The following is a 21201-nucleotide window of genomic DNA, read 5'->3' as shown; positions in this document are numbered from 1 at the left end:
AATTAATAACCAGGGTTTTGAACCAACAATTCGTTACGGTTAATTTCGTCTCTACTAATGGGCATAAAATACATTTTATCTTCCCATGTCCTTGTTTCGTTCTCTGTATTGTCCACTACATTGTAGGTATAATCATAAACCTCTGGGTCATATCTATAGGGTACGTGTGGCGTAGCTCCTGTTTTCAATGTGGCAGTCACCTTGATTACTTTGATTCCCCTACCCAAAGTTTCTGGTGCTATCAACCATCTACGGGCATCAAAATACCGTTGTTCCTCATACGCCAACTCAATTCTTCGCTCATTGCGGTAGAGTTCCACGAGTTCACTTCCGGTAGCCGAAACCGCAGGCATACCCGCTCTATATCTAATTCGGTTCAACCATAGAATGGCCTCGGCCTCATCACCGGTTTCCAAACAGGCTTCCACATAATTTAAAGCTATCTCCGTGTAACGAATGAATGGCCATGGTACCAATTGTGCACTGGACATATTATCTGGAACAGATGGATCGGGGTCGATAAATTTACGCACGTAATATCCGGTTCTAGAACCATTCCAGTTCTCTATAACGGAATTTCTTGTGTCAACACCGGCTATGGTACCACCAGCCCCATCATCATAGGTTCCGGTTTGTATTTGATCGTATGGATCAATAGAGACCACATCACTTGGTCGAGGTTTCCAATCTGCCCCATCATACAGAATCGTTGCGTAAAACCTAGGGTCCCTGTCCGTGTAAGGTGAAGCGGCGTGTTCTGGATTTTCCCAATCAAACTTTGAGCCGTCCATCATTTCATAATCGTCGACCAATTGTTGAATAGGAGTATTTCCTGCCCAGTTGTGGTAACCGTTGGGACCGTTATTTATACCTTGGTGAATACCTCCAAGAGGCCAATTGCTTTCTACGGTATAAAGGGCACTATGCGTCCTTTCAAAAAGTATATCGCTATGTGCCGCCGCATCTGCAGCTCCACTGCCACCTCCCATGGAAAGGGCTACATAATTTGCTTCTCCTTCCTCAGGACTCACCGGGCCGGACAAATCCAATTTATAACCCGTGGTAGCATCCAACAAGGCTTTCGAAGCGACCTTAGCCGCATTCCACCGGGATGCTTGGTCCCCCGAGGTATAGGCTACCAGTTCCAAGTTCCCATAGCTTCCATGAGCCGAAGATTGCGCAGAAACAGTGGGACCGTGCCTTAAGTCACTGGCCGCGTACAACAGCACTCTGGATTTCAAGCCCATAGCACTAAGGTCTGAAGCCCTTCCTGGTGTAGCACCTTTATCTTTGAGCAAGGCAATGGCCTGATCGAGATCACTCAAAATAAAGTTGATATTTTCCTCATAGGTGCCTCGGGCAATAGCATAGTCTTCGTCCAGTCCATAGGGCTTGTCAATAATCGGAGAACTTCCATAATATCTTACAACTTGGTGGTAATAATAGGCTCTAAGAAAATAGGACTCCCCCAACAATCGATCCCTGAGGCCATCATCTCCAAAAGTGGCATTGGGAAGTTCTGCAATAGCAATGTTGGCTTGTCTTATTGCCGAAAAAAGCTCGTCCCATTGCGGAATAATATTGACATTCCCAGTACCTGTTGGGGATAGCGTACCTTCGTTGATGACATTTATACCCCTTCCGGAGTGCGTAAACATGGCCTCATCGGTCAATGAAGCCAATCCTTCTTCTTCAAATCCCCCATAGTTTAAATGGGAATAGACACCGAAGACAAAGGCTTCGGAGAGTGCTCCATCTCCCCAGGTCGCATCCGAGGAAACTTTGTCCAAAGGTTTGGTTTCAAGATAATCTTCAGAACAAGATATGGGTACGATTGCCATTACTGCAATCAATATCGAATAGAGTTTTATATTCTTCATAACAATCAAATTAAAATTTTACTGTAAATCCAGTGTTTACAACTCTAGCCTGTGGATAAAACTGTCCACTGTTCACTGTGGATTCCGGGTCATAAATATCATTTTTTGCCCATGTTATCAAGTTGTTGGCGCTTACGTATAAACTAAAACCGGACAACCCAAAGGGTTCAAGAAGTTTTTTTGGAAAATTATAGGCCAATTGTACATTCTTTAGTCTTATATAATCCTTACTAAATAGATAGTAGGTATTATTTCCATAGCTGCCACCAGTATAGTAGGTGTCTCCCCTGGTTGCCAATCTTGGATGTACACTACTTGGATTGGTGATACTCCATCGATTATCGTAGGAATATTGTAGGTAATTACCAATATCCCCTGATTCTGTTTGAATGGGCAAGGATGCTCCAGTCGCACCTTGGAAGAGCACCGCTAAGTTGAAATTCTTGTAGGATGCATTGAAAGTGGCCCCAAAATTGAATTTGGGAACTATGTTTTCCTCAAGACGAACTTGGTCATCCCCATTGATTACACCATCACCGTTAACATCCTTAAATTTCATGTCACCTGGCCTTAAGTTAGGAGTTACTTCACTATAATCCAAAGTATTGGCAGATATATCCGCTTCATCCCTGAATACACCATCATATTTATATACAAAGTAGGCCCCTATTGGCTTACCCTCTTGACGCTGATATTCGGGGGCACCGGGAATCTCATCCATAAAGACCACCTCATTCTTAGCGTAACCTCCATTAATTCCCACATCCCAGGAAATCCCTTCTTCACTACCTCCGTAATAGTTAACTGCGAACTCAAATCCCTTGTTGGCCACTTCTCCAGCGTTTACCGGAGGAAGTTTGTCCGAAATACCAGAGGAACCAGGAGTGGATCCTGTTTCACGAATCAAAATTTGATCCCTTTTATTATAAAAATATTCAAAACTCATGCTCAATGAATTGTCAAAAAGATACGTATCCAGACCAAGATTGAAATTATTGGCACGCTCCCATGTAAAATTAGGGTTGGACAAAAGAGCCTCTTCCAAAGTGTTTACCACTGCACCGTTTATAGGATACTGGTTGGGCGAATACGTTGACAAATAGGCATATTCCTGCAATGAACCATCAAAAAACACCTGATCGTTACCCATTTGACCATATGAACCCCTTAATTTAAGGTAGTTGATAGCATCAATATTGAACCAATCCTCATTGGAAACGTTCCAACCCACCAAGAATCCGGGGAAAAATCCAAATCTGTCATCTGCCGGGAATATATAGGAACCATCATATCTCCAGATGAACTCGGCCAAATATTTTTGTTTATAATCGTATTGGACCCGTCCATAATAACCTAGACGAGCTCTATCAAAAGCTCTACCGTCCACTTCCTGTCCATCGGAACCACCAAAGAACAATTGATCGATGGAAGAGGATATAAAGTTTCTGCTAAAAGCCGAAAAGAATTCATTTTGAAAACGTTCACGTGTCACACCGGCCATTACATTAACAGAATGCACATCGTTAAAGACACGGTCATAATTAAGCAAAGCTGTTAGGTTCGTATTAAGATTATTCGCAGAGGACTGTGTCAATCTTGGGTCCGTAAAACTGGATCGGATATTCGCGGTCAGTATGGGCTCGCCAGTATTAATATAGGTATCCCGGTCCAAGGAATACAATTCCCAAGGTACTTGCCATAGTTTTCTTCTAACTTGGCTTTGGTCAATACCGGCCAACAAGGTTAATTTCAGACCTTCGATCCAAGGTTGTGTAATATCCACCGATCCCGTAAACTGAAGGTAATCCGTGGGCTGACTATCATATCCTGTGGCATTGGTCGTAATGACCACTGGCTGTTGCCCGTTTTCAATATCAGGTCCCGGTTCACCGGTAGGCCAAATTGCGGGGTCGGTCGGCCTTCCTCTCATTAACATCCTAAAAATGGCCCCAGAACCTTCTGTAGGATAACGCCTATCTTCCTTCCTATAGGCAAAACCCAGTTTGGTCTGGATATAATCATTGACCTTGATATCCGTATTGATTCTAAAATTATATTGTTGGTAACGGGTAGATGAATTTTTGTAATACGCATCTTGATCGAAATACCCTATGGATGAAAAGTACTTGATGTTTTCACCACCTCCTCGAATGGAAAGATTGTGCCTACTCTGCATAGACCAATCCTTAAAAGTGGCATCGAACCAATCAGTATTCGGATAAAGCCATGGATCCGAGTTTTGGGCATATCCTTGAACGGACTCGGGTGAAAATGCAGCATTCACCGTTTCGTCCGTTGATGGAATCGTATAACTGCCTGAATTACCAAATGCGTTCCAGGCAGCACCCCATTCCCCAACTGGGATATTACTGTTAAAAACAGTAATCTCGTTCATGATGTTTGCATATTCAACAGCACCTGCCATATCGGGCACTTTGGTGGGCTGTGACATACCAAAATCGGCAGTATAGGTAACTTCGGGCTTCCCCGTCCTACCTTGCTTTGTTGTCACAATAATCGCCCCGTTAGCAGCCCTTGCACCATAAATGGCCGCGGAGGCATCCTTAAGCACTGAAATATTTTCAATATCATTTCCATTGAGTCGTCCGATACCTCCATCACGATCCGGAATACCGTCAATAACGATTAATGGACTACTATTTCCAAGTGTATTGGTACCCCTAATGCTAATACTGGCGGCATCACTTCCTGGTTCCCCACTGGTCTGAATCACAACAAGACCAGGCAATCGCCCTGATAAGGCGTTGGAAACACTTATGGTTGGAGCGGTTTCCAAAACCTCTCCCTTTACTGCTGCCACTGCTCCGGTGACCGTTGCTTTCTTCTGGGTTCCATACCCCACAACGACCACCTCGTCCAACGAGGCTAAATCCTCCTGCATGGCCAAGTCAATAGTTGTTCGGTTGTTAACGGCAACCACTAAGGGTTTAAATCCAATGGAACTGAACCTTAAAGAGGTCGACCCCTGAATTCCAGAAATGGTATAATTTCCATCAAAGTCTGTAATGGTTCCTTTGGAAGAGTCGTTCATGTCGACAATAGTGACACCTGGTAGCGGCTGGCCATCCGAGGAGGCTGTTACCGTTCCAGAGACAGTGATACCTTGGGCCTGAGCAGCGGAGAAAAATATACCTCCCAAAAACAGGACAAAGGCCAAGAAAACACATGGCTTACCTCCTATGCATTTTCTGTGCAATGACGATTGGTTGTTCATAAATCGAATGTTTGTTGTTTAGTTATTAGTTCGTGCTAGCAGCACAATTTTGATCAAAACCACGAAAAATTTTAAAAAATCTATGATACTCTGTGCTACTGTTGCTAAATTAGTGTTAAATTTGGAATATCAAAAAATTTGTAAGTGTTTTTTTGACAATTCAGTAATTATAGCCCTTGGTCATTGAATATTTGGTACAACACCAAAAAGAACATAATGACGTAATTGCTTTAAAATGACTTACATTCAGGGTATTTCTGATAGTAAACACCCTCGTAAACAGTGTTGAAAGCATGGATTTGTTAGATAGAATTTTGGAATTACAGGACAGCCACTTACTGTCCAAGCACGAAATATTAGTACAAAGTGTCATAGATAGTATTGCCGAGGGGGATCTTCTTGTTGGAGATAAGCTGCCGTCCATCAATAAAATGGTCCGTAACGTTGGATACGCCCGAAAAACCATTGTAAGAGCCTATGAAGAGCTAAAGGACAGAGGACTTGTGGAATCCAAAAATAAACAGGGCTATTTTGTAATAAGTCAAGAGACCGGAGTCATGCTTCGGGTGGCGCTTTTGCTTTTTGCTTTTCAAAGTTTTCAGGAGGATTTTTACAATACCCTGCGAAACGAACTGGGAAAAAAGTATCAGGTCGATGTATTTTTCCACCATAACAACCTCTCCATATTTGAGACAATAATAAGCAATATTAAAGGAAAGTATGGTATGTATGTAATCGCCCCAATCCAGGATAATGCCGTTATACCCATGCTACAATCCATTCCTCCCAACAAATTGATTTTGGTAGATAGGTACCTAGACCTGGGTCCAGAATATTCGTTCATTGCACAGGAATTTGAAAATTCCACCTATAACAAGCTTGTCAAGTTGTTGCCAGAAATACGAAAGTACGAGCACATGGTCTTGTTTTTCAATACCAAAACTGATTATTCCCCGCTGGGAATCCGAAATGCTTTTGAACGATTTATAAAAGATTATGACATTCGGGGCAGCATCGAAGAAGGTTATATGCCCGAAACCCTCAAAAAAAACACGCTTTATTTTATCAAAAATGATTCGATACTCTGGAAATTTTTAAAGGACTGTTCTCGGGGACAATGCATCTTGGGCAAAGACTTGGGTATTCTTTCTTACGATGACAATGTGCTCAAAGAAATTATTATGGGAGGTATAACAACCATGTCCACCGATTTTAAGGAAATGGGTAAAATGGCGGGGAAATTCGTAAAAGAAGGAACCCCGATCAGGACCATCATACCAACTAACCTGCTCAGACGCCATTCACTCTAAAACCAATGGAAAGCCCCCTCAAACATGCCAAACCAATGATCAGAAACCAACAAATTATAGCACTCCTGGCCATACTGTCAAATTTTATGATGACAGGGCAAGAAAGTAGACCCGATTGGGAAAACCCCGATATCATTACACTCCATACGGAGGAACCTCGTGCCTCTTTCTATCATTTTAATGATAATGATTTGCAAACGTCCACTATGGCACTTCCAAATTACCGTTCTTTGAACGGCACTTGGAAGTTTCACTGGTCGCCAAAACCCTCCGTTCGTCCAAAAGAGTTTTATACGAAAGACTTCGATGTCTCAAATTGGGACGATATCGTTGTACCTTCAGACTGGCAAATGAAAGGGTATGGCTATCCCATTTATAGCAATATCGAATATCCCTTTCCCAAAAACGCCCCTTTTATACCACATGACAACAATCCCGTAGGAAGTTACAAACGTAAATTCAACATTTCCAGTGAATGGTCGGACAAAGAAGTATACATCCATTTTGGAGGGGTCAACTCTGCTTTTTACTTATGGGTGAACGGACAAAAGGTCGGTTATAGTGAGGGTTCAAAAACACCTGCCGAGTTCAATATAACTTCTTATGTCAAAACTGGTGAAAATGACATTGCCGTGGAGGTATATCGCTGGTGCGATGGATCTTATTTAGAGGATCAAGATTTTTGGCGCTTAAGCGGTATTGAGCGCGATGTTACACTGTACGCCACAAACTCTGTCAAAATTAAAAATATTATAGCTCGGGCATCCTTGGAAAGAGCAACTTACGAGGAAGGAGAACTGGAGGTCGAAGTCTTTGCAGACACTGGCACAGAAGTGAAAAAAGTATTTGTCGAGGCGAAAGTTCTTGATGGGGACAAGGAAATTAGTTCCTTGAAAGGGTCCTTCGACCCTAAAAAAAACAGTTTGGGCAAACTGTTGTTAAACAAGAAAGGACTCAACATTTCTCCCTGGTCGGCAGAAAGTCCAAAATTGTACGATCTTTTGATTGCTCTCAAAGATCCCAATGGACAACAACTTGATGGTACCCGGTTAAAGATAGGTTTTAGAACCAGTGAAATAAAAAATGGTCAACTGTTGGTGAACGGACAGCCTATTCTACTCAAAGGGGTAAACCGGCACGAACACGATCCTGTACATGGACACGTAATGAGCAAAGAGTCCATGTTGGACGATATTGAAAACTTTAAAAAATACAATATCAATGCTGTTCGGACCTCACATTACCCCAATGACCCATTATGGTACCAATTGTGCGATCAATACGGCATTTATGTCATCGATGAAGCCAATATCGAATCCCATGGGTATGGATACCAAAAAGACGAAACCCTGGCCCAAGATCCCCAATTTCAAAAAATGCACCTCAACCGTATTCAACGGATGGTAAAAAGGGATATCAACCACCCCTCTGTCATCGTTTGGTCCATGGGCAACGAAGCAGGTAGTGGCAAAAACTTCGTAATTCCCTACAATTGGATCCACGATTATGACCCCGGTCGACCAGTGCATTATGAACGAGCGGGCAGGGCCAATGACAGTATCCATTACCAAGGTAGAATAACCGACATCATTAGCTGGATGTATGAAAATCCCAATAATGTTGACAAAAACCATTTCGAAGTTGACGATAAAAGACCGTTGCAGGAGCAACGCCCATTTATCTGGTGTGAGTATGCACATGCGATGGGAAACAGTAGTGGGAACTTCAAAGATTATTGGGATTGGGTTCGCAGCAGACCACGGGCCCAAGGCGGATTCATTTGGGATTGGATGGACCAGGGTTTGGAACAGAAAGCACCATCCGGTAAAACCTATTATGCCTATGGGGGCGATTTTGAACCAGACAGCGTTCATTCCGATGAAAACTTTTGCGCCAATGGATTAATGGGGGCTGACCTTACCCCCCACCCGGGACTTTTTGAGGTAAAAAAAGTATATCAAAATGTGCTGTTCTCCAAATTGGACGATACCACCTATGAAGTTTACAATGAACACTTTTTTACCAGTACGGAATCGTACGCCTTTAAAGCCATATTAATGGAAAATGGGAATGAGGTTGCATTTAAATCCTTACCTGTTCCAACGATTGGGCCCCAACAAAAAGCAGAGGTCACCATTGATTTTGATTATAATATTGATTCCTCAAAAGAATACTACATCAACATTTTTGGATCCCTAAATCGGGATACCCCCCTACTGCCAAAAGGTGAAATTTTGGTAACCGATCAATTTAAATTGCAGGCTGGGAACATAACTTATAAAATTCTCAACAAGCCTCAAAAGATCAAGACCAAAGCCTCCAAGGACCATACTTCTTATACGGTATCAGTTGGGGAATATACCTATGTGTTCGGGTCTAAAGGTTTTGGACTGGACGCCATAAAAAAAGGAGATAAGGATATCTTATTAGAGCCCGTAAAAATGACCTTTTGGAGAGCTCCGACAGATAATGATTTTGGTGCTTGGGGCGCATGGGATGCTCCTAAGGATGTGGATTATTTCAGTTATAGAAATGCAGCTGATAAAAAGGAATTGATAGCCTTTGACCACACAAAAAACAAGGATGGATCCTATACGTTTAGGTATGAATTCAACTACAAGAACCTTAAGGCAACCAATATCATTACCTACACGGTCGACAAAAATGGTGGCTTGAAGGTATCCTGTACATTTTCCCCAGAACACCCTGAAAAGCTAAAATACATGCCCCGTTACGGAATGGAGTTCGTTTTGGACAACCAGTATCAAAATACGGAATATTACGGAAGAGGTCCACAAGAAAATTACGTGGATCGAAAATCGGCTTCATATGTGGGGTTGTACAAATCCAAAGTAGAGGACTTTTATGTGCCTTACATCCGTCCACAGGAAAATGGTAATAGAACCGATGTGCGTTTTGCATCCTTCACCAATGAATTGGGCAGTGGGTTGGATTTTGTTTCTGAAAATGCACCTTTTTCATTTTCGGCACACCATAATCCCATGTCAGATTTTGATTCGGGATCCAACAAAAAGGCACAACGGCATACCACCGATATAAAACCTAAAAATGCGGTGTACCTCCATATTGATTATGGACAGACCGGAGTTGGTGGCGATAATAGCTGGAGTATGAACGGATTGGCCAACGATGAATACAAACTCGATGTATCCAATGCATCTTTCACGTTCGACATTTATCCCAGTAGCGTATTGGATGTTGGACCAGTAAGTCGGGATTGAATTTTGTACAACCGAGCATCAAAGTATAAAATCCAGAAACATCGACAACCATGACATATAATATAAATAAATGAAAAACCATTATTATGAACCGTAGAAATTTTGTAAAGGACAATGTAATACTCTCGGGGGCCTTGGGCCTAGGGGTGACAGGATTGTTCGCACAGAACAAAAGAATGGGTGACCATATCTCTATGGCACCTGCTCAATTCAACCTAAAATATGCCCCACATTTGGGCATGTTCAAAGCCTCGGCAGGCGATGACCCCATTGACCAATTGAACTTTATGGCGGATATGGGCTTTACTGCTTTTGAGGACAACGGTATGAAGGGCCGCTCCATAGAATTACAGCGAAAAATGGCACGTACCATGGAGAATAGGGGCCTTTCCATGGGGGTGTTCGTGGCCCATGAGATTTCATGGAACAAGCCCAACCTGACCAATGGAGATATTTCGCTGCGTGAAAAGTTCTTGAAGGAAATCAAGGAATCCATAGAGGTGGCCAAGCGGATCAATGCCCAATGGATGACAGTGGTTCCGGGCCATGTAGACCTGCGACTACGAAAGGGTTACCAAACGGCCAATGTGGTGGAATCGCTCAAACGGGCCTGTGCCCTTTTGGAACCCCATGGGTTGACCATGGTGCTGGAACCGCTCAATTTCAGGGATCATCCCGGGCTTTTTCTAACCGATAGTCCCCAAGCCTATGAAATATGCAAAGCGGTGGACAGCCCATCCTGTAAAATCCTTTTTGATATCTACCATCAACAGATCCAAGAGGGGAACCTTATTCCCAACATAGATGCATCATGGGAAGAGATTGCCTACTTCCAAGTGGGTGATAACCCCGGAAGAAAAGAACCCACAACCGGTGAAATCAATTACAAGAATGTATTTGAACATATCCATTCCAAAGGTTATCAGGGAATTGTGGGCATGGAGCACGGGAATTCAAGGCCAGGCAAAGATGGTGAACAGGCTGTGATTGAAGCATATAAACAAAGTGACTCATTTTAATGCTTACCATGAGTTCACATATCAATTTTATCAAAATGGCCTGTTTTTTCTTCTGCAGTGCGGCGATTGCCTTTGGTCAGGAAAGGTCAAACTATACGGAACTTTTGCCGGGAACCGATGCACATATGGAAATGGTCTCGATTCCATCGGGAACATTCCTGATGGGGAGCAAAGCTGGAGAAGCGAGAAGAAAACCGGACGAAGGGCCTGTGCGCGAAATTGAAGTAGATGGGTTTTGGATGTCAAAATTTGAAGTGACCTGGGAGCTATACAATCTCTTTATTGAGAGGACGATAGACAACCTTAAAAATGAAACAAAGGGAAGTGAGGTCCAACTGGACGCCGACGCTATCTCGGGCGCTACGACACCTTATGTGGACATGAGCCTGGGCATGGGCCGGGATGCCAATTATCCAGCGGTCAATATAACGCAAAGGGCGGCCTCTACTTTCTGTGAATGGCTCTCTTCCATTACCGGACATTACTATCGATTGCCGACAGAAGCAGAATGGGAATATGCGGCGCGCGCAGGAACAGAACAATCCTATTATTTTGGTGACGACCCGTCGAACCTGGAAGACTATGCGTGGTTTAAAGATAACAGTGAAGGAACATACCATCAAGTCGGAACCAAAAAGCCAAATCCATGGGGTCTGTATGATATTTACGGCAATGTGGCAGAATGGACTTTGGATCAATATCATGAAAATGGGTATGAAAACGCCCAACTTCCTTTTGAACCAGTGGTCACAGAATATCCCGTGGCCATTCGAGGAGGTTCTTTCAGGGACGAAGCAAAACAACTACGTAGTGCCTCCAGATTGGCTTCCGATCCCATTTGGAAACAACGAGATCCACAATTTCCGAGGAGTAAATGGTGGTTTACGGATGCACCTTTTGTGGGATTTAGGGTAGTACGGCCTATGGCGACACCAACACCCGAGAATTATGACGATTATTGGATTAAAAATTAATGTAAAAAAAAATAAACAAATGGAACATAAAGACCAACCGAATACCGAATCAAGAAGAAGATTTATTAAAAATGCCTCTTTGGCATCCGGTGCGTTAGTTTTGCCATCTCTGGGCACCAATGCCATGGTGAATGTTTTTAACGAGAAAAAATTAAAAATCGCCCTTGTGGGCTGTGGGGGACGTGGTACGGGTGCAGCCAACCAAGCATTGGAAGCGGACGACCATGTGGAACTGGTCGCAATGGCCGATCTCTTTGAAGACCAGTTGAGTTCCAGCTACGGTCATTTGTACGAAAAATACAAGGACACTGGAAAGATCAACGTAAAGGACAAGCATAAGTTTGTTGGCTTTGATGGCTTTAAAAAGGCCATTGACCTTGCGGATGTGGTCATATTGACCACTCCTCCCGGTTTTAGACCCTATCATTTTGCCTATGCCATTGAAAATGATAAACACGTATTTATGGAAAAACCGGTGGCCACAGATGCGCCCGGAATACGCAAAGTATTGGAGACGGCCAAGTTGGCCGAGCAGAAGAAACTAAATGTCGTTGTCGGGCTACAGCGACATTATCAGGAAAATTACATCAAAGTAAATTCACTTATCAAGGGCGGTGAACTGGGCAAAATCCTGTCGGGGCAGGTCTATTGGAACTCTTCCGGGGTATGGGTACGTCCACGAAAACCAGAACAGTCCGAACTAGAATATCAGATGAGGAATTGGTACTATTTCAATTGGATCTGCGGAGACCACATTTTGGAACAGCACATCCATAACATCGATGTGGCCAACTGGTTCATTGGGGAATATCCTGTCTCTGCGCAGGGCATGGGCGGACGCATGGTCCGGAAAGGGCCTGATCACGGAGAAATATTCGACCATCATTTTGTAGAGTTCACCTATCCCAGCGGAGCGGTCATCGCAAGCCAATGTAGGCACCAGCCCAACACCATGTACCGAGTGGGCGAGGCGTTTCAGCTAACCAATGGTAGGGTGGACACCCATGACGCAGGGGTCGCCAAGATCTATGACCTGGACGGTAAGGAAATACAGTCCATAGGAAACTCCAAAGGGCATAACCCGTATCAACAGGAGCATAATGAACTGTTTGCTTCTATACGAAACAATGCGGTCATCAACGATGCTTACAATGGTGCAAAAAGTACTATGACTGCGATAATGGGGCGTATGGCAACCTACAGTGGAAAAGTCATCGGATGGGAAGAGGCCCTAGCATCCGATCTACAACTTATGCCAGAAGAACTTAGCTGGGATTCTCCGACACCAACAAGGCCTGATGAAAATGGCAACTATCCTGTCCCGGTGCCAGGCCAGGCTAAAGTTCTTTAGTGGGCATGATCGATAGGATATGATAAAAAAGAGGTATATAAAAGGTTTGGTGATGAAATATGTCAATGAACCAATGACCAACACATTATACTCACTAAGCCGTCTGAACTAAAAGGGCACGATCAAAAAGACCATGCCCTTTCCATCGAAAGAGTTCTTCCGGTGGAAAATAATCCGAATGTACCTCCTAAAGTATATAATAAAAGCCACTATGGAATAAAAAATATACAACGTGAACGCAAAGGAAAGTACCCTTTGATATTTTAAATGAAATAACAATCGAAGAGCAAGAAATTTTGATATCTTACAATTATAATTATTAACTAATGAGCAAATTTTATTACAACGAAGAACAAGAGTCCTATGATGCCATCGTGGTAGGTACGGGTATCAGCGGTGGTTGGGCTGCCAAAGAGTTATGCGAAAACGGTCTCAAGACCTTGGTCTTGGAACGTGGACCCATGGTAAAACACCGTGAAGATTATCCAACCGCCAATATGGATCCATGGGATTTTCCCCATGGAGGGCAACAGACAAGGGAAGACAAAAAAAAGCAGGAGAAACAATCCAGAACAGGTTACACGGTGCAAGCCGCTTCCAAACATTGGTTCGTAAACGATCTGGAACACCCTTACAATGAAACCAAAAGGTTTGATTGGATGAGAGGCTATCACGTAGGTGGACGTTCCATCATGTGGGGACGTCAAAGCTACCGTTGGAGCGACATCGATTTTGAAGCGAATAAAAATGATGGTATTGCCGTAGATTGGCCGGTACGTTATAAAGATATAGCCCCATGGTATGATAAGGTTGAAAGCTTTATCGGAGTTTCCGGGGAAAATCTCGGATTGCCCCAACTACCCGATGGTCAGTTTGAGCCTATGATGGAACTTAACTGTGTGGAGCAACATGTCCGTGAAAAGGTAGCAGAACATTTTAATGGTCGGGTGATTACCGCAGGAAGAACAGCTCACATTAACAGTGACAAAAAATTTGAAGGAGATGGCCGCGTACGTTGTCAATTTCGTAACCGTTGTATCAGAGGATGTCCTTTCGGAGGATATTTCAGCAGTGTCTCCTCTACCCTTCCAACAGCTGAAAGAACAGGTAACCTTACCCTAAGGCCGGACTCCATAGTTCACGAGGTAATTTATGACCCGGACACCCAAAAAGCTACAGGTGTCAAGGTAATCGATAGGGAAACCAAAGAAGAGTTTGAGTTCAAAGCCAAAGTGATTTTCCTTTGCGCATCTTCAATTGCCTCAACTTCCATATTGATGCAATCCAAATCCGATAGATTCCCAGATGGTTTGGGAAATGATTCAGATCAATTGGGTAGAAATATCATGGACCACCATTTGGGAGTGGGAGCATCTGGTAAGTTTGATGGTTTCGAAGACAAATATTATAAGGGTAGAAAACCCAATGGCATCTATATTCCAAGATTTAGAAATCTGGGAGGTAGTTCCAACATGAAAAACTTTATCCGTGGGTATGGTTACCAAGGTGGTGCCGGTAGGGGCAACTGGGAAAATAACGTAGCGGAATTGTCCTATGGTAAAGAGTATAAAGATGCCATGCTCAAACCGGGGGGCTGGACTTTTGGAATGGGTGGATTTGGAGAGGTTCTGCCATATCAAGACAACAGAATGACCTTGGATTATGATAAAAAGGACAAATGGGGCCTACCTACCGTAACTTTTGATGCAGAATTCAAAGAAAATGAATGGAAGATGCGGGAAGATATGAAAGAACAGGCCGTCGAAATGCTTACCAAAGCAGGATTAAGGGATGTCCAACCTTATGATAATCCGGGCGCGCTTGGACTGGGTATCCACGAAATGGGTACTGCGCGTATGGGGCGTGACCCAAAAACTTCCGTGGTCAATGGATTTAACCAAGTTCATGCCTGTAAAAATGTTTACGTTACCGATGGTGCCTTCATGGCTTCCGCAAGTTGCGTAAACCCATCGTTGACCTATATGGCATTTACTGCAAGGGCCGCCAACCACGCCGCCCAAGAACTTAAAAAAGGAAATATATAATGGAAAGAAGATCAGCACTTAAAAATATGGGATTGGCCTTTGGCTATGCCGTGGCCACACCGACCTTATTATCGTTATTGCAGAGCTGTAAAAACAAGCCAGCCTATGCCGAATGGACTCCAAGTTTCCTTGACAAGGAACATGGATATGCCATGGCACAGACATTGGACGTGATTCTTCCTAAAACAGATACCCCTTCTGCAACCGAAGTGAATGTACATGTATTTATCGATGCTTATCTGGATGAAGTAATGCCCTTGGACCAAAGGGATTTTGTCGTCATGAAAATGAACAAGTTCTACGATAAGGTACTTGCGGATTCAGGTAAGGAAACATTAATGGATATTGAGGCAGCGGACATTGAGCCTGCCTTGCAAAAATATCTCAAGAAACGCACCGATGAGGAAGAAGAGGCACATTCCGAGGCCATCATGAGCTATATGCAGGCCATTATGCAAGGTGGCGAGGCCGTATTGGACGATGAAATCGCCCGTTTCTCCTTTGCCAACGATTTGAGGGATCTGGCCACTTGGGCCTACAAAAACTCAGAATACGTAGGTGAGGAAGTATTGGCTTATTTGCCCATTCCCGGGGAGTACGTTCCCTGTGGGGACCTAGAGACATTGACCGGTGGAAAAGCTTGGTCGTTATAAATATTGTCTTTGCACAACTAAAAATAAAAACCTCCAGTTCTGGAGGTTTTTTTGTCTCTATTTAACATAATGGTGGCTGAATGTCTCGCAAACAAGTACCCTCAAGCAATGGACTAAATAATATGGGGCTATCCTACACCGATCTCTGAACAAATGGTTATCCGTATTAAAATATACTCAATACTTCAATGATCTACTATCAACCCTTCCATTGAGTTTCGAAATCAGGCATCACCAATAAGGGGACATTCGTCTTGGAGCCTATCTTTTTAAGTATAGGTTCATGTATCAAACTTTCAAACAATCCATGGGAGTACTTGGTAATAACAATCATATCCGATCCAACGAAATTGGTTTCCCCAAGTATATCATCTGTTACCGAAGCGGACTGGTTTACTTGATCAAAGTTAACCTGTAATCCTTTGAGTCTTTTCTTCAAGATGACCTTGTTCATTTTTTGTTCTTCCGTTAATTTAAAGTCCTTCGCCACATAAACAATATGTAGCTCCGATTGCCATTTTTTTAACAATTCAATCAAGGGTGTCAGTACATATTTAGGAGTGAAATGTTTAAACTCTGTGGGATATACAACAGTTCTCAATCTTTGAAAGTCAAAGGAATTTGGAACCAATAATATATTACAGTTCATTACTTGTCTTAGTACATTTAGGGCATTATTTCCAGCAAATACTTTTTTGGAATCTGTCTTCCCGTGCGTCCCCATCACGACCAATTCCAAATCATATCTTGAAATCAATACCCTAACCGTATCGACCAAACTGCCAGCCATAAGTAATGCCTCAAAGGAATGATTACTGTTATCGTTATGTTTAATAAGATAATTTTTGGTTTCTTCCATACGCTCTTCTAAATCATGCTCAACGGGAGAATTAATTTCAAAACCTTTCGAGTCGCCCTCATTGGGTACCATCTTCCAATCCTTTGGCTCGAAGGTGTGCAGAAGATAGAATTTGCAATCCCATGCAGCATATAACTTTACCGCCGTATATAAGGCGTTCCATGCGTTTGTTGAAAAATCGGTGAGCAATAATATATTTTTCATGAGGTATTAATTATTTGTTTCGAACATCATCCGCTAAGCAATCCACTCTCGATCGCACCGATAGTTGACATTTTCACCTTCCCTTTTTAGGGTAGATATCAATAGATTATTTCATTGAACCATGGATTCGTTTATACTGAGCAATGGAATAGCGGTTTTTCTCATTATTTTTTTGACCATGTTTGTATGGGCGAATGTTTCTTTTTTGCCTCGCTCCAGCATCATTAAAATATCGACCTCCCCTCGTTCAAGATATTGCATCACAGCATCGGAAATGTTTTGGGCATACATTAACTCAAATCCAATCTTTTTATATGGAATCTTTTGTTTCAACAAGGCTCTGAACCGATTCATTTGAATTTCCCCCGCCTCAACACCCATCGAATGCACATGGAGCACATGTAAGTAACTCCCCAAGGGAGCCACAAGGTGCTTGACAAGCCATGATAAAACAGGGATGTCACCATCATCATAATCTGTAGCATAACCTATTCTTTCCAAAGAAAAACTACTTAGGTTTGGAGGTATGTTCATTAGGGGACATGATCTTTTTTTGATCATGGCCGTAGTGTTGCTTCCCATGATCAAATTCTTTAGGGTACTTGTACCTTTTGTTCCCATGACCACAAGTAATGCATCAAAACCAATGAACACATCTGTGATGGCTTCGCTAACTATAGGGTTTTCCCTGACAACAAGTTCAAGCTCTTTAGCGGAGGAATCCAAGCCGATATGGGCCTTACAAAAATCCTCTAGCCGCTCATAATGTTTGCCGAATTCCTCGTTCTCCATTTTTTGATAGGTCATGCTCAGCGGTGTCAATAAGGCAATATTCAAATCAAATACGTGCAGAACTACCAATTTCGCATGAAGTTTATCACTTAGCACATGCGCCATTTTCAGTGCGGAAACCGAACCTGACGAGTAATCCGTGGCACATACAATAGACTTCATTTTTGTTTTGATATAAACTTATCGGTAATCCACATAAAAAGAAATGATTTTCATCAATCCCTACACTGTAAGTGTATACTTAGAATCCCATACGAATTGCGTCCCATGGTGACCCAGATCATTTTACTTCAGCATAGTGTATTATAATTTAGGTACCATTAAATGGATAGTGTTTAACTAAAAAAATTGAATTATGTCACTGGTAAAATTTAAAAGAAGACCCCTTGGAAGACTTATAGGTTCGGATTTTTTCGACCTTGACGATTTCTTTGAAGATCGCATTTGGGACCCAAAAACTTGGAAAGGAAGGTTTTGGAACGGAAAATCTTCCGTTCCTGCCATAAATATCAAAGAGACCGATGAGGACTTTGCGGTTGAAATGGCTGCACCCGGTTATGACAAAAAGGATTTCAACATTACCATGGAAAATGGGTGTTTGAACATTTCTGCAGAAAAGTCCGCGACAAAAGAGGAAAAAGAAGGAGAGTATACACGACAAGAATTCAGTCACGAATCTTTTGAACGCTCCCTCCAACTGCCCGATAGTATTAAAGATGAGGCTGTAGAGGCAAAATATGATAATGGGATTCTAAGATTCAAATTGACCAAGAAAGAGGAAGCCAAAAAACAAAAACCAAAAGTAATAAAGGTCTCCTAGATTTCGATTTTTTTGGTATCCCCATTGCTGTTTCACCAACAAAAAAAGGTGATGACCAATGGGGATACCTTACTTCTAATTGTAAACTGAACAATTTTCAAGGGATGAACCTTACCCATCACAATGCATATTCCATCCCAATAAAAAAGGTTGTCCAGTTACTGGATAGTGATCAAAATAAAGGTTTGAGCCCTCATGAAGCAACAAACCGCCTCTCCAAATATGGTGAAAACTGCCTTCCTCAACATGTACGAAAGACCAAACTTCAGGTTCTGTTGGAACAATTGGATAACCCTATTCTATATATCCTTGCCCTTGCCGCTGTTCTAACCTACTTTTTTGGTGATTTGTTGGAAACAATTACCGTCTGTATTGTCATCATCATTACCCTTCTCATTGGGTTTTTCATGGAGCTAAGTGCCTTACGATCCCTTGAATTGCTTCGCAGCATTGGACAAATGGAGTGTCGGGTGATCCGTTCGGGCAAAATCCAAAAGGTTCCGACCACTAGAGTTGTTCCCGGGGATATTCTTATGTTGGGAATTGGGGATGTCATAGCAGCGGATATTCGTTTGACAGACACGGAAAACCTGGAAATAAAAGAAGGAATACTGACCGGGGAAAGTATCCCAGTTTCAAAGCATGTCAAAACTTTAGGGCAAAAACTTCCTACAGTCGAGCAAAAGAACATGGCCTTCAAGGGCACTATCGTAAGCAGGGGCAACGGAAAAGGAATAGTGGTAGCCACGGGGCCCACAACCGTTTTGGGGAACATTCAGTCCCTAGCGGCATCCACAGAGGAGTCCGGCACTCCTTTGGACAAAAAGTTGAACCAACTCGGTAGACGATTGATATACTTTACGTTAGCTTTTATTTTCCCCATTATCCTGATGGGGATTTGGAGGGGAATAGATCTTATCGTCATGGTCGAAATTGGAATCGCGTTGGCAGTGGCGACCATTCCAGAAGGTCTACCCGTGGTGGTCACCATTGCATTGGCCAGGGGGATGTTGCGATTGTCCAAAAAACAGGTCGTTATCAAAAGAATGGAAGCTGTGGAGGTGCTCGGTTCCATCACCATGGTGGCATCGGATAAAACCGGAACCCTGACCGAAGACAATATGTTGGTGGATACCCTTGCCATTGATGGAAATTTTTTCCGCCCATTGCACCAGAACCAAAAGGAATGGATGGAACAAAAAATGAATACAAATGCATTGGAAAAGCTTATATTGACAAGTACCCTATGCAACGATATCACCCTAGGGACAGATCGGCCATATTATGACTCCATTGACCTGGGCCTGCTTCAGTTTGTTCGTCAACTTGGCAAAGACCCCGAAAGGATACGGAAAAAACATCCCGAATTATACAAAATTCCCTTTGATGAGAACAGAAAGTTTATGGTCACGGTTAATCAAATGGATTCAACCTCAAATGCTGTTTTTGTAAAAGGGGCCTTTGAAAAAATAGCTCCATTATGTTCTCGGGAATACAGGGAGGAAACCATAGTTCCATTAAAGAGTCTGGATGCCTGGCGCCGATCCATGGAGCAAATGTCCTCCAATGGGTTAAGAACCATTGCAATGGCCTATAAAACTGGACAGGGAACGGAACTAAAAAAAGAGGATCTATGCAATAATCTTATTTTCTTGGGACTTGTAGGTTTTATGGACCCTGCAAGGGACGATGTAAAACAGATCATGGACATTTATGAGAAAGCGGGTATCAGGGTCGTGATGATGACCGGGGACCATCCGAAGACAGCACAAAAAATCGCTGTGGACATTGGTCTGTTGAACTTGGACGAACCGCAAATCGCTTTGATGGAAGGCAATGAATTGGAAAGGTTGGATATTAAAAGTCCCCAAAGTATAAAACGACTACTGGGCACAAAAGTGTTTGCAAGGGTAACACCCCAACAGAAGCTGAACCTCGTTACTTTTTTTCAAAAACAAAACAATGTAATTGGGATGTTTGGGGACGGAGTCAATGATGTACCGGCCCTTATCAAATCGGATATCGGCATTGCGATGGGCAAAAGAGGAACCGAAGCGGCAAGGGAAGCCGCTGATATCATTCTCAAGGATGATCGTTTTGCAGCCGTAGCATTGGCTATTAGGCAAGGCAGGGTAATCTTTGATCATATAAGACAGTTTTTGATTTATCTGCTCTCTTGCAATCTGGCAGAAATCATAATTGTGGGTGTGGCAGCACTTTTGAACATCACATCCCCCTTGCTACCCCTTCAAATCCTCTTCCTAAATCTGGTCACCGATATCTTCCCTGCGCTGGCCTTGGGTTTTGGAAAAGGTGAAGATGGGGTAATGGAAAAGCCGCCGAGAAACACAGAAGATCCCATAATGACCGCCCTGCATTGGAAATCCACTATTCTGTATGGTCTATCCATCACTATCTCTGTATTGGGAATAACCATCTTTTCTGAATATAGTTTACAACTTCCTCCTCAACAGATAAACAACTTGGCATTTTACACCTTGATCATCGCCCAATTGCTCCATGTGTTCAACATGCCAAGCAGACATGCTCCGTTTATCCATAACGAAGTGACGAAAAATCCATGGATATGGGGTGCCATTGTCCTGTCTTTAGGTATTACCCTAGCAACTTATTTTATCCCTGTAATGGCAAGGGCACTCTCCTTGGTAAGGATATCATGGTCAGAGATGGGGTGGCCACTTTTATTTGGAGGTATTTCTTTGATAGTTTCCCAATGTTTAAAACGAATCGGAATCACATGTTGAACACGAACATGAGTTATTCTGATTATTTGAAAACTTATCCCGCCCATAAGAA

At 42.8% G+C, this 21201-nt stretch carries 13 protein-coding genes; 9 read left to right on the top strand and 4 right to left on the bottom strand.

The annotated features are described in order from the left end of the window. Positions 1-2 precede the first annotated feature (2 nt). Complete coding sequence (locus J0654_RS01670) at positions 3-1880, bottom strand: RagB/SusD family nutrient uptake outer membrane protein (RefSeq protein ID WP_207026040.1); 1878 nt, start codon at positions 1878-1880, stop codon at positions 3-5. A gap of 10 nt (positions 1881-1890) precedes the next feature. Beyond that, complete coding sequence (locus tag J0654_RS01665) at positions 1891-5115, bottom strand: SusC/RagA family TonB-linked outer membrane protein (protein WP_207026039.1); 3225 nt, start codon at positions 5113-5115, stop codon at positions 1891-1893. Positions 5116-5408: 293 nt separating this feature from the next. On the opposite strand from J0654_RS01665, the gene J0654_RS01660 reads away from it, so the two are divergent. The 7 genes from J0654_RS01660 to J0654_RS01630 all read left to right on the top strand — a co-directional run bounded on the left by J0654_RS01660 (position 5409) and on the right by J0654_RS01630 (position 15709). Continuing rightward, positions 5409-6425 carry a GntR family transcriptional regulator gene (locus J0654_RS01660; protein ID WP_207026038.1) on the top strand — a complete coding sequence of 339 codons (1017 nt, stop codon included), beginning with the start codon at positions 5409-5411 and terminating at the stop codon, positions 6423-6425. A 35-nt stretch (positions 6426-6460) separates the two neighbouring features. Continuing rightward, positions 6461-9667 carry a beta-galactosidase, LacZ type gene (lacZ, locus tag J0654_RS01655; protein WP_207026037.1) on the top strand — a complete coding sequence of 1069 codons (3207 nt, stop codon included), beginning with the start codon at positions 6461-6463 and terminating at the stop codon, positions 9665-9667. Between the two features lie 86 nt (positions 9668-9753). Then, positions 9754-10686, top strand: coding sequence for a hydroxypyruvate isomerase family protein (locus J0654_RS01650; protein ID WP_207026036.1), 933 nt, complete (start codon positions 9754-9756; stop codon positions 10684-10686). An 8-nt stretch (positions 10687-10694) separates the two neighbouring features. Beyond that, positions 10695-11660 (top strand): formylglycine-generating enzyme family protein, encoded by a 966-nt coding sequence (locus J0654_RS01645; RefSeq protein ID WP_207026035.1) that lies wholly within the window; start codon positions 10695-10697, stop codon positions 11658-11660. Positions 11661-11679: 19 nt separating this feature from the next. Then, positions 11680-13011, top strand: coding sequence for a Gfo/Idh/MocA family protein (locus tag J0654_RS01640; protein WP_207026034.1), 1332 nt, complete (start codon positions 11680-11682; stop codon positions 13009-13011). A gap of 326 nt (positions 13012-13337) precedes the next feature. Further along, on the top strand, positions 13338-15056 hold the full coding sequence (locus J0654_RS01635; protein WP_207026033.1) for a GMC oxidoreductase: 1719 nt from the start codon (positions 13338-13340) through the stop codon (positions 15054-15056). After that, on the top strand, positions 15056-15709 hold the full coding sequence (locus J0654_RS01630; RefSeq protein WP_207026032.1) for a gluconate 2-dehydrogenase subunit 3 family protein: 654 nt from the start codon (positions 15056-15058) through the stop codon (positions 15707-15709). The genes J0654_RS01635 and J0654_RS01630 overlap by 1 nt, the downstream gene beginning before the upstream one ends. Before the next feature lie 199 nt (positions 15710-15908). On the opposite strand, the gene J0654_RS01625 is transcribed toward J0654_RS01630, so the two are convergent. Further along, on the bottom strand, positions 15909-16772 hold the full coding sequence (locus J0654_RS01625; protein WP_207026031.1) for a universal stress protein: 864 nt from the start codon (positions 16770-16772) through the stop codon (positions 15909-15911). 111 nt (positions 16773-16883) lie between these two features. Further along, on the bottom strand, positions 16884-17726 hold the full coding sequence (locus tag J0654_RS01620) for a universal stress protein (RefSeq protein WP_207026030.1): 843 nt from the start codon (positions 17724-17726) through the stop codon (positions 16884-16886). Positions 17727-17919: 193 nt separating this feature from the next. Here J0654_RS01620 and J0654_RS01615 point away from each other — a divergent pair, with 193 nt between their 5' ends. Then, positions 17920-18384 carry an Hsp20/alpha crystallin family protein gene (locus J0654_RS01615; RefSeq protein ID WP_207026029.1) on the top strand — a complete coding sequence of 155 codons (465 nt, stop codon included), beginning with the start codon at positions 17920-17922 and terminating at the stop codon, positions 18382-18384. A gap of 104 nt (positions 18385-18488) precedes the next feature. Beyond that, positions 18489-21149: a cation-translocating P-type ATPase gene (locus J0654_RS18350; RefSeq protein ID WP_207026028.1), complete on the top strand. Its 2661-nt coding sequence runs from the start codon at positions 18489-18491 to the stop codon at positions 21147-21149. Positions 21150-21201: the final 52 nt, after the last annotated feature.

Origin of the sequence: Flagellimonas profundi (genome assembly GCF_017313275.1) — a bacterium.
Classification (GTDB): domain Bacteria; phylum Bacteroidota; class Bacteroidia; order Flavobacteriales; family Flavobacteriaceae; genus Flagellimonas; species Flagellimonas profundi.
The sequence above is the reverse complement of the archived record's forward strand: the minus strand, read 5'-3'. Positions and strand labels throughout refer to the sequence as shown.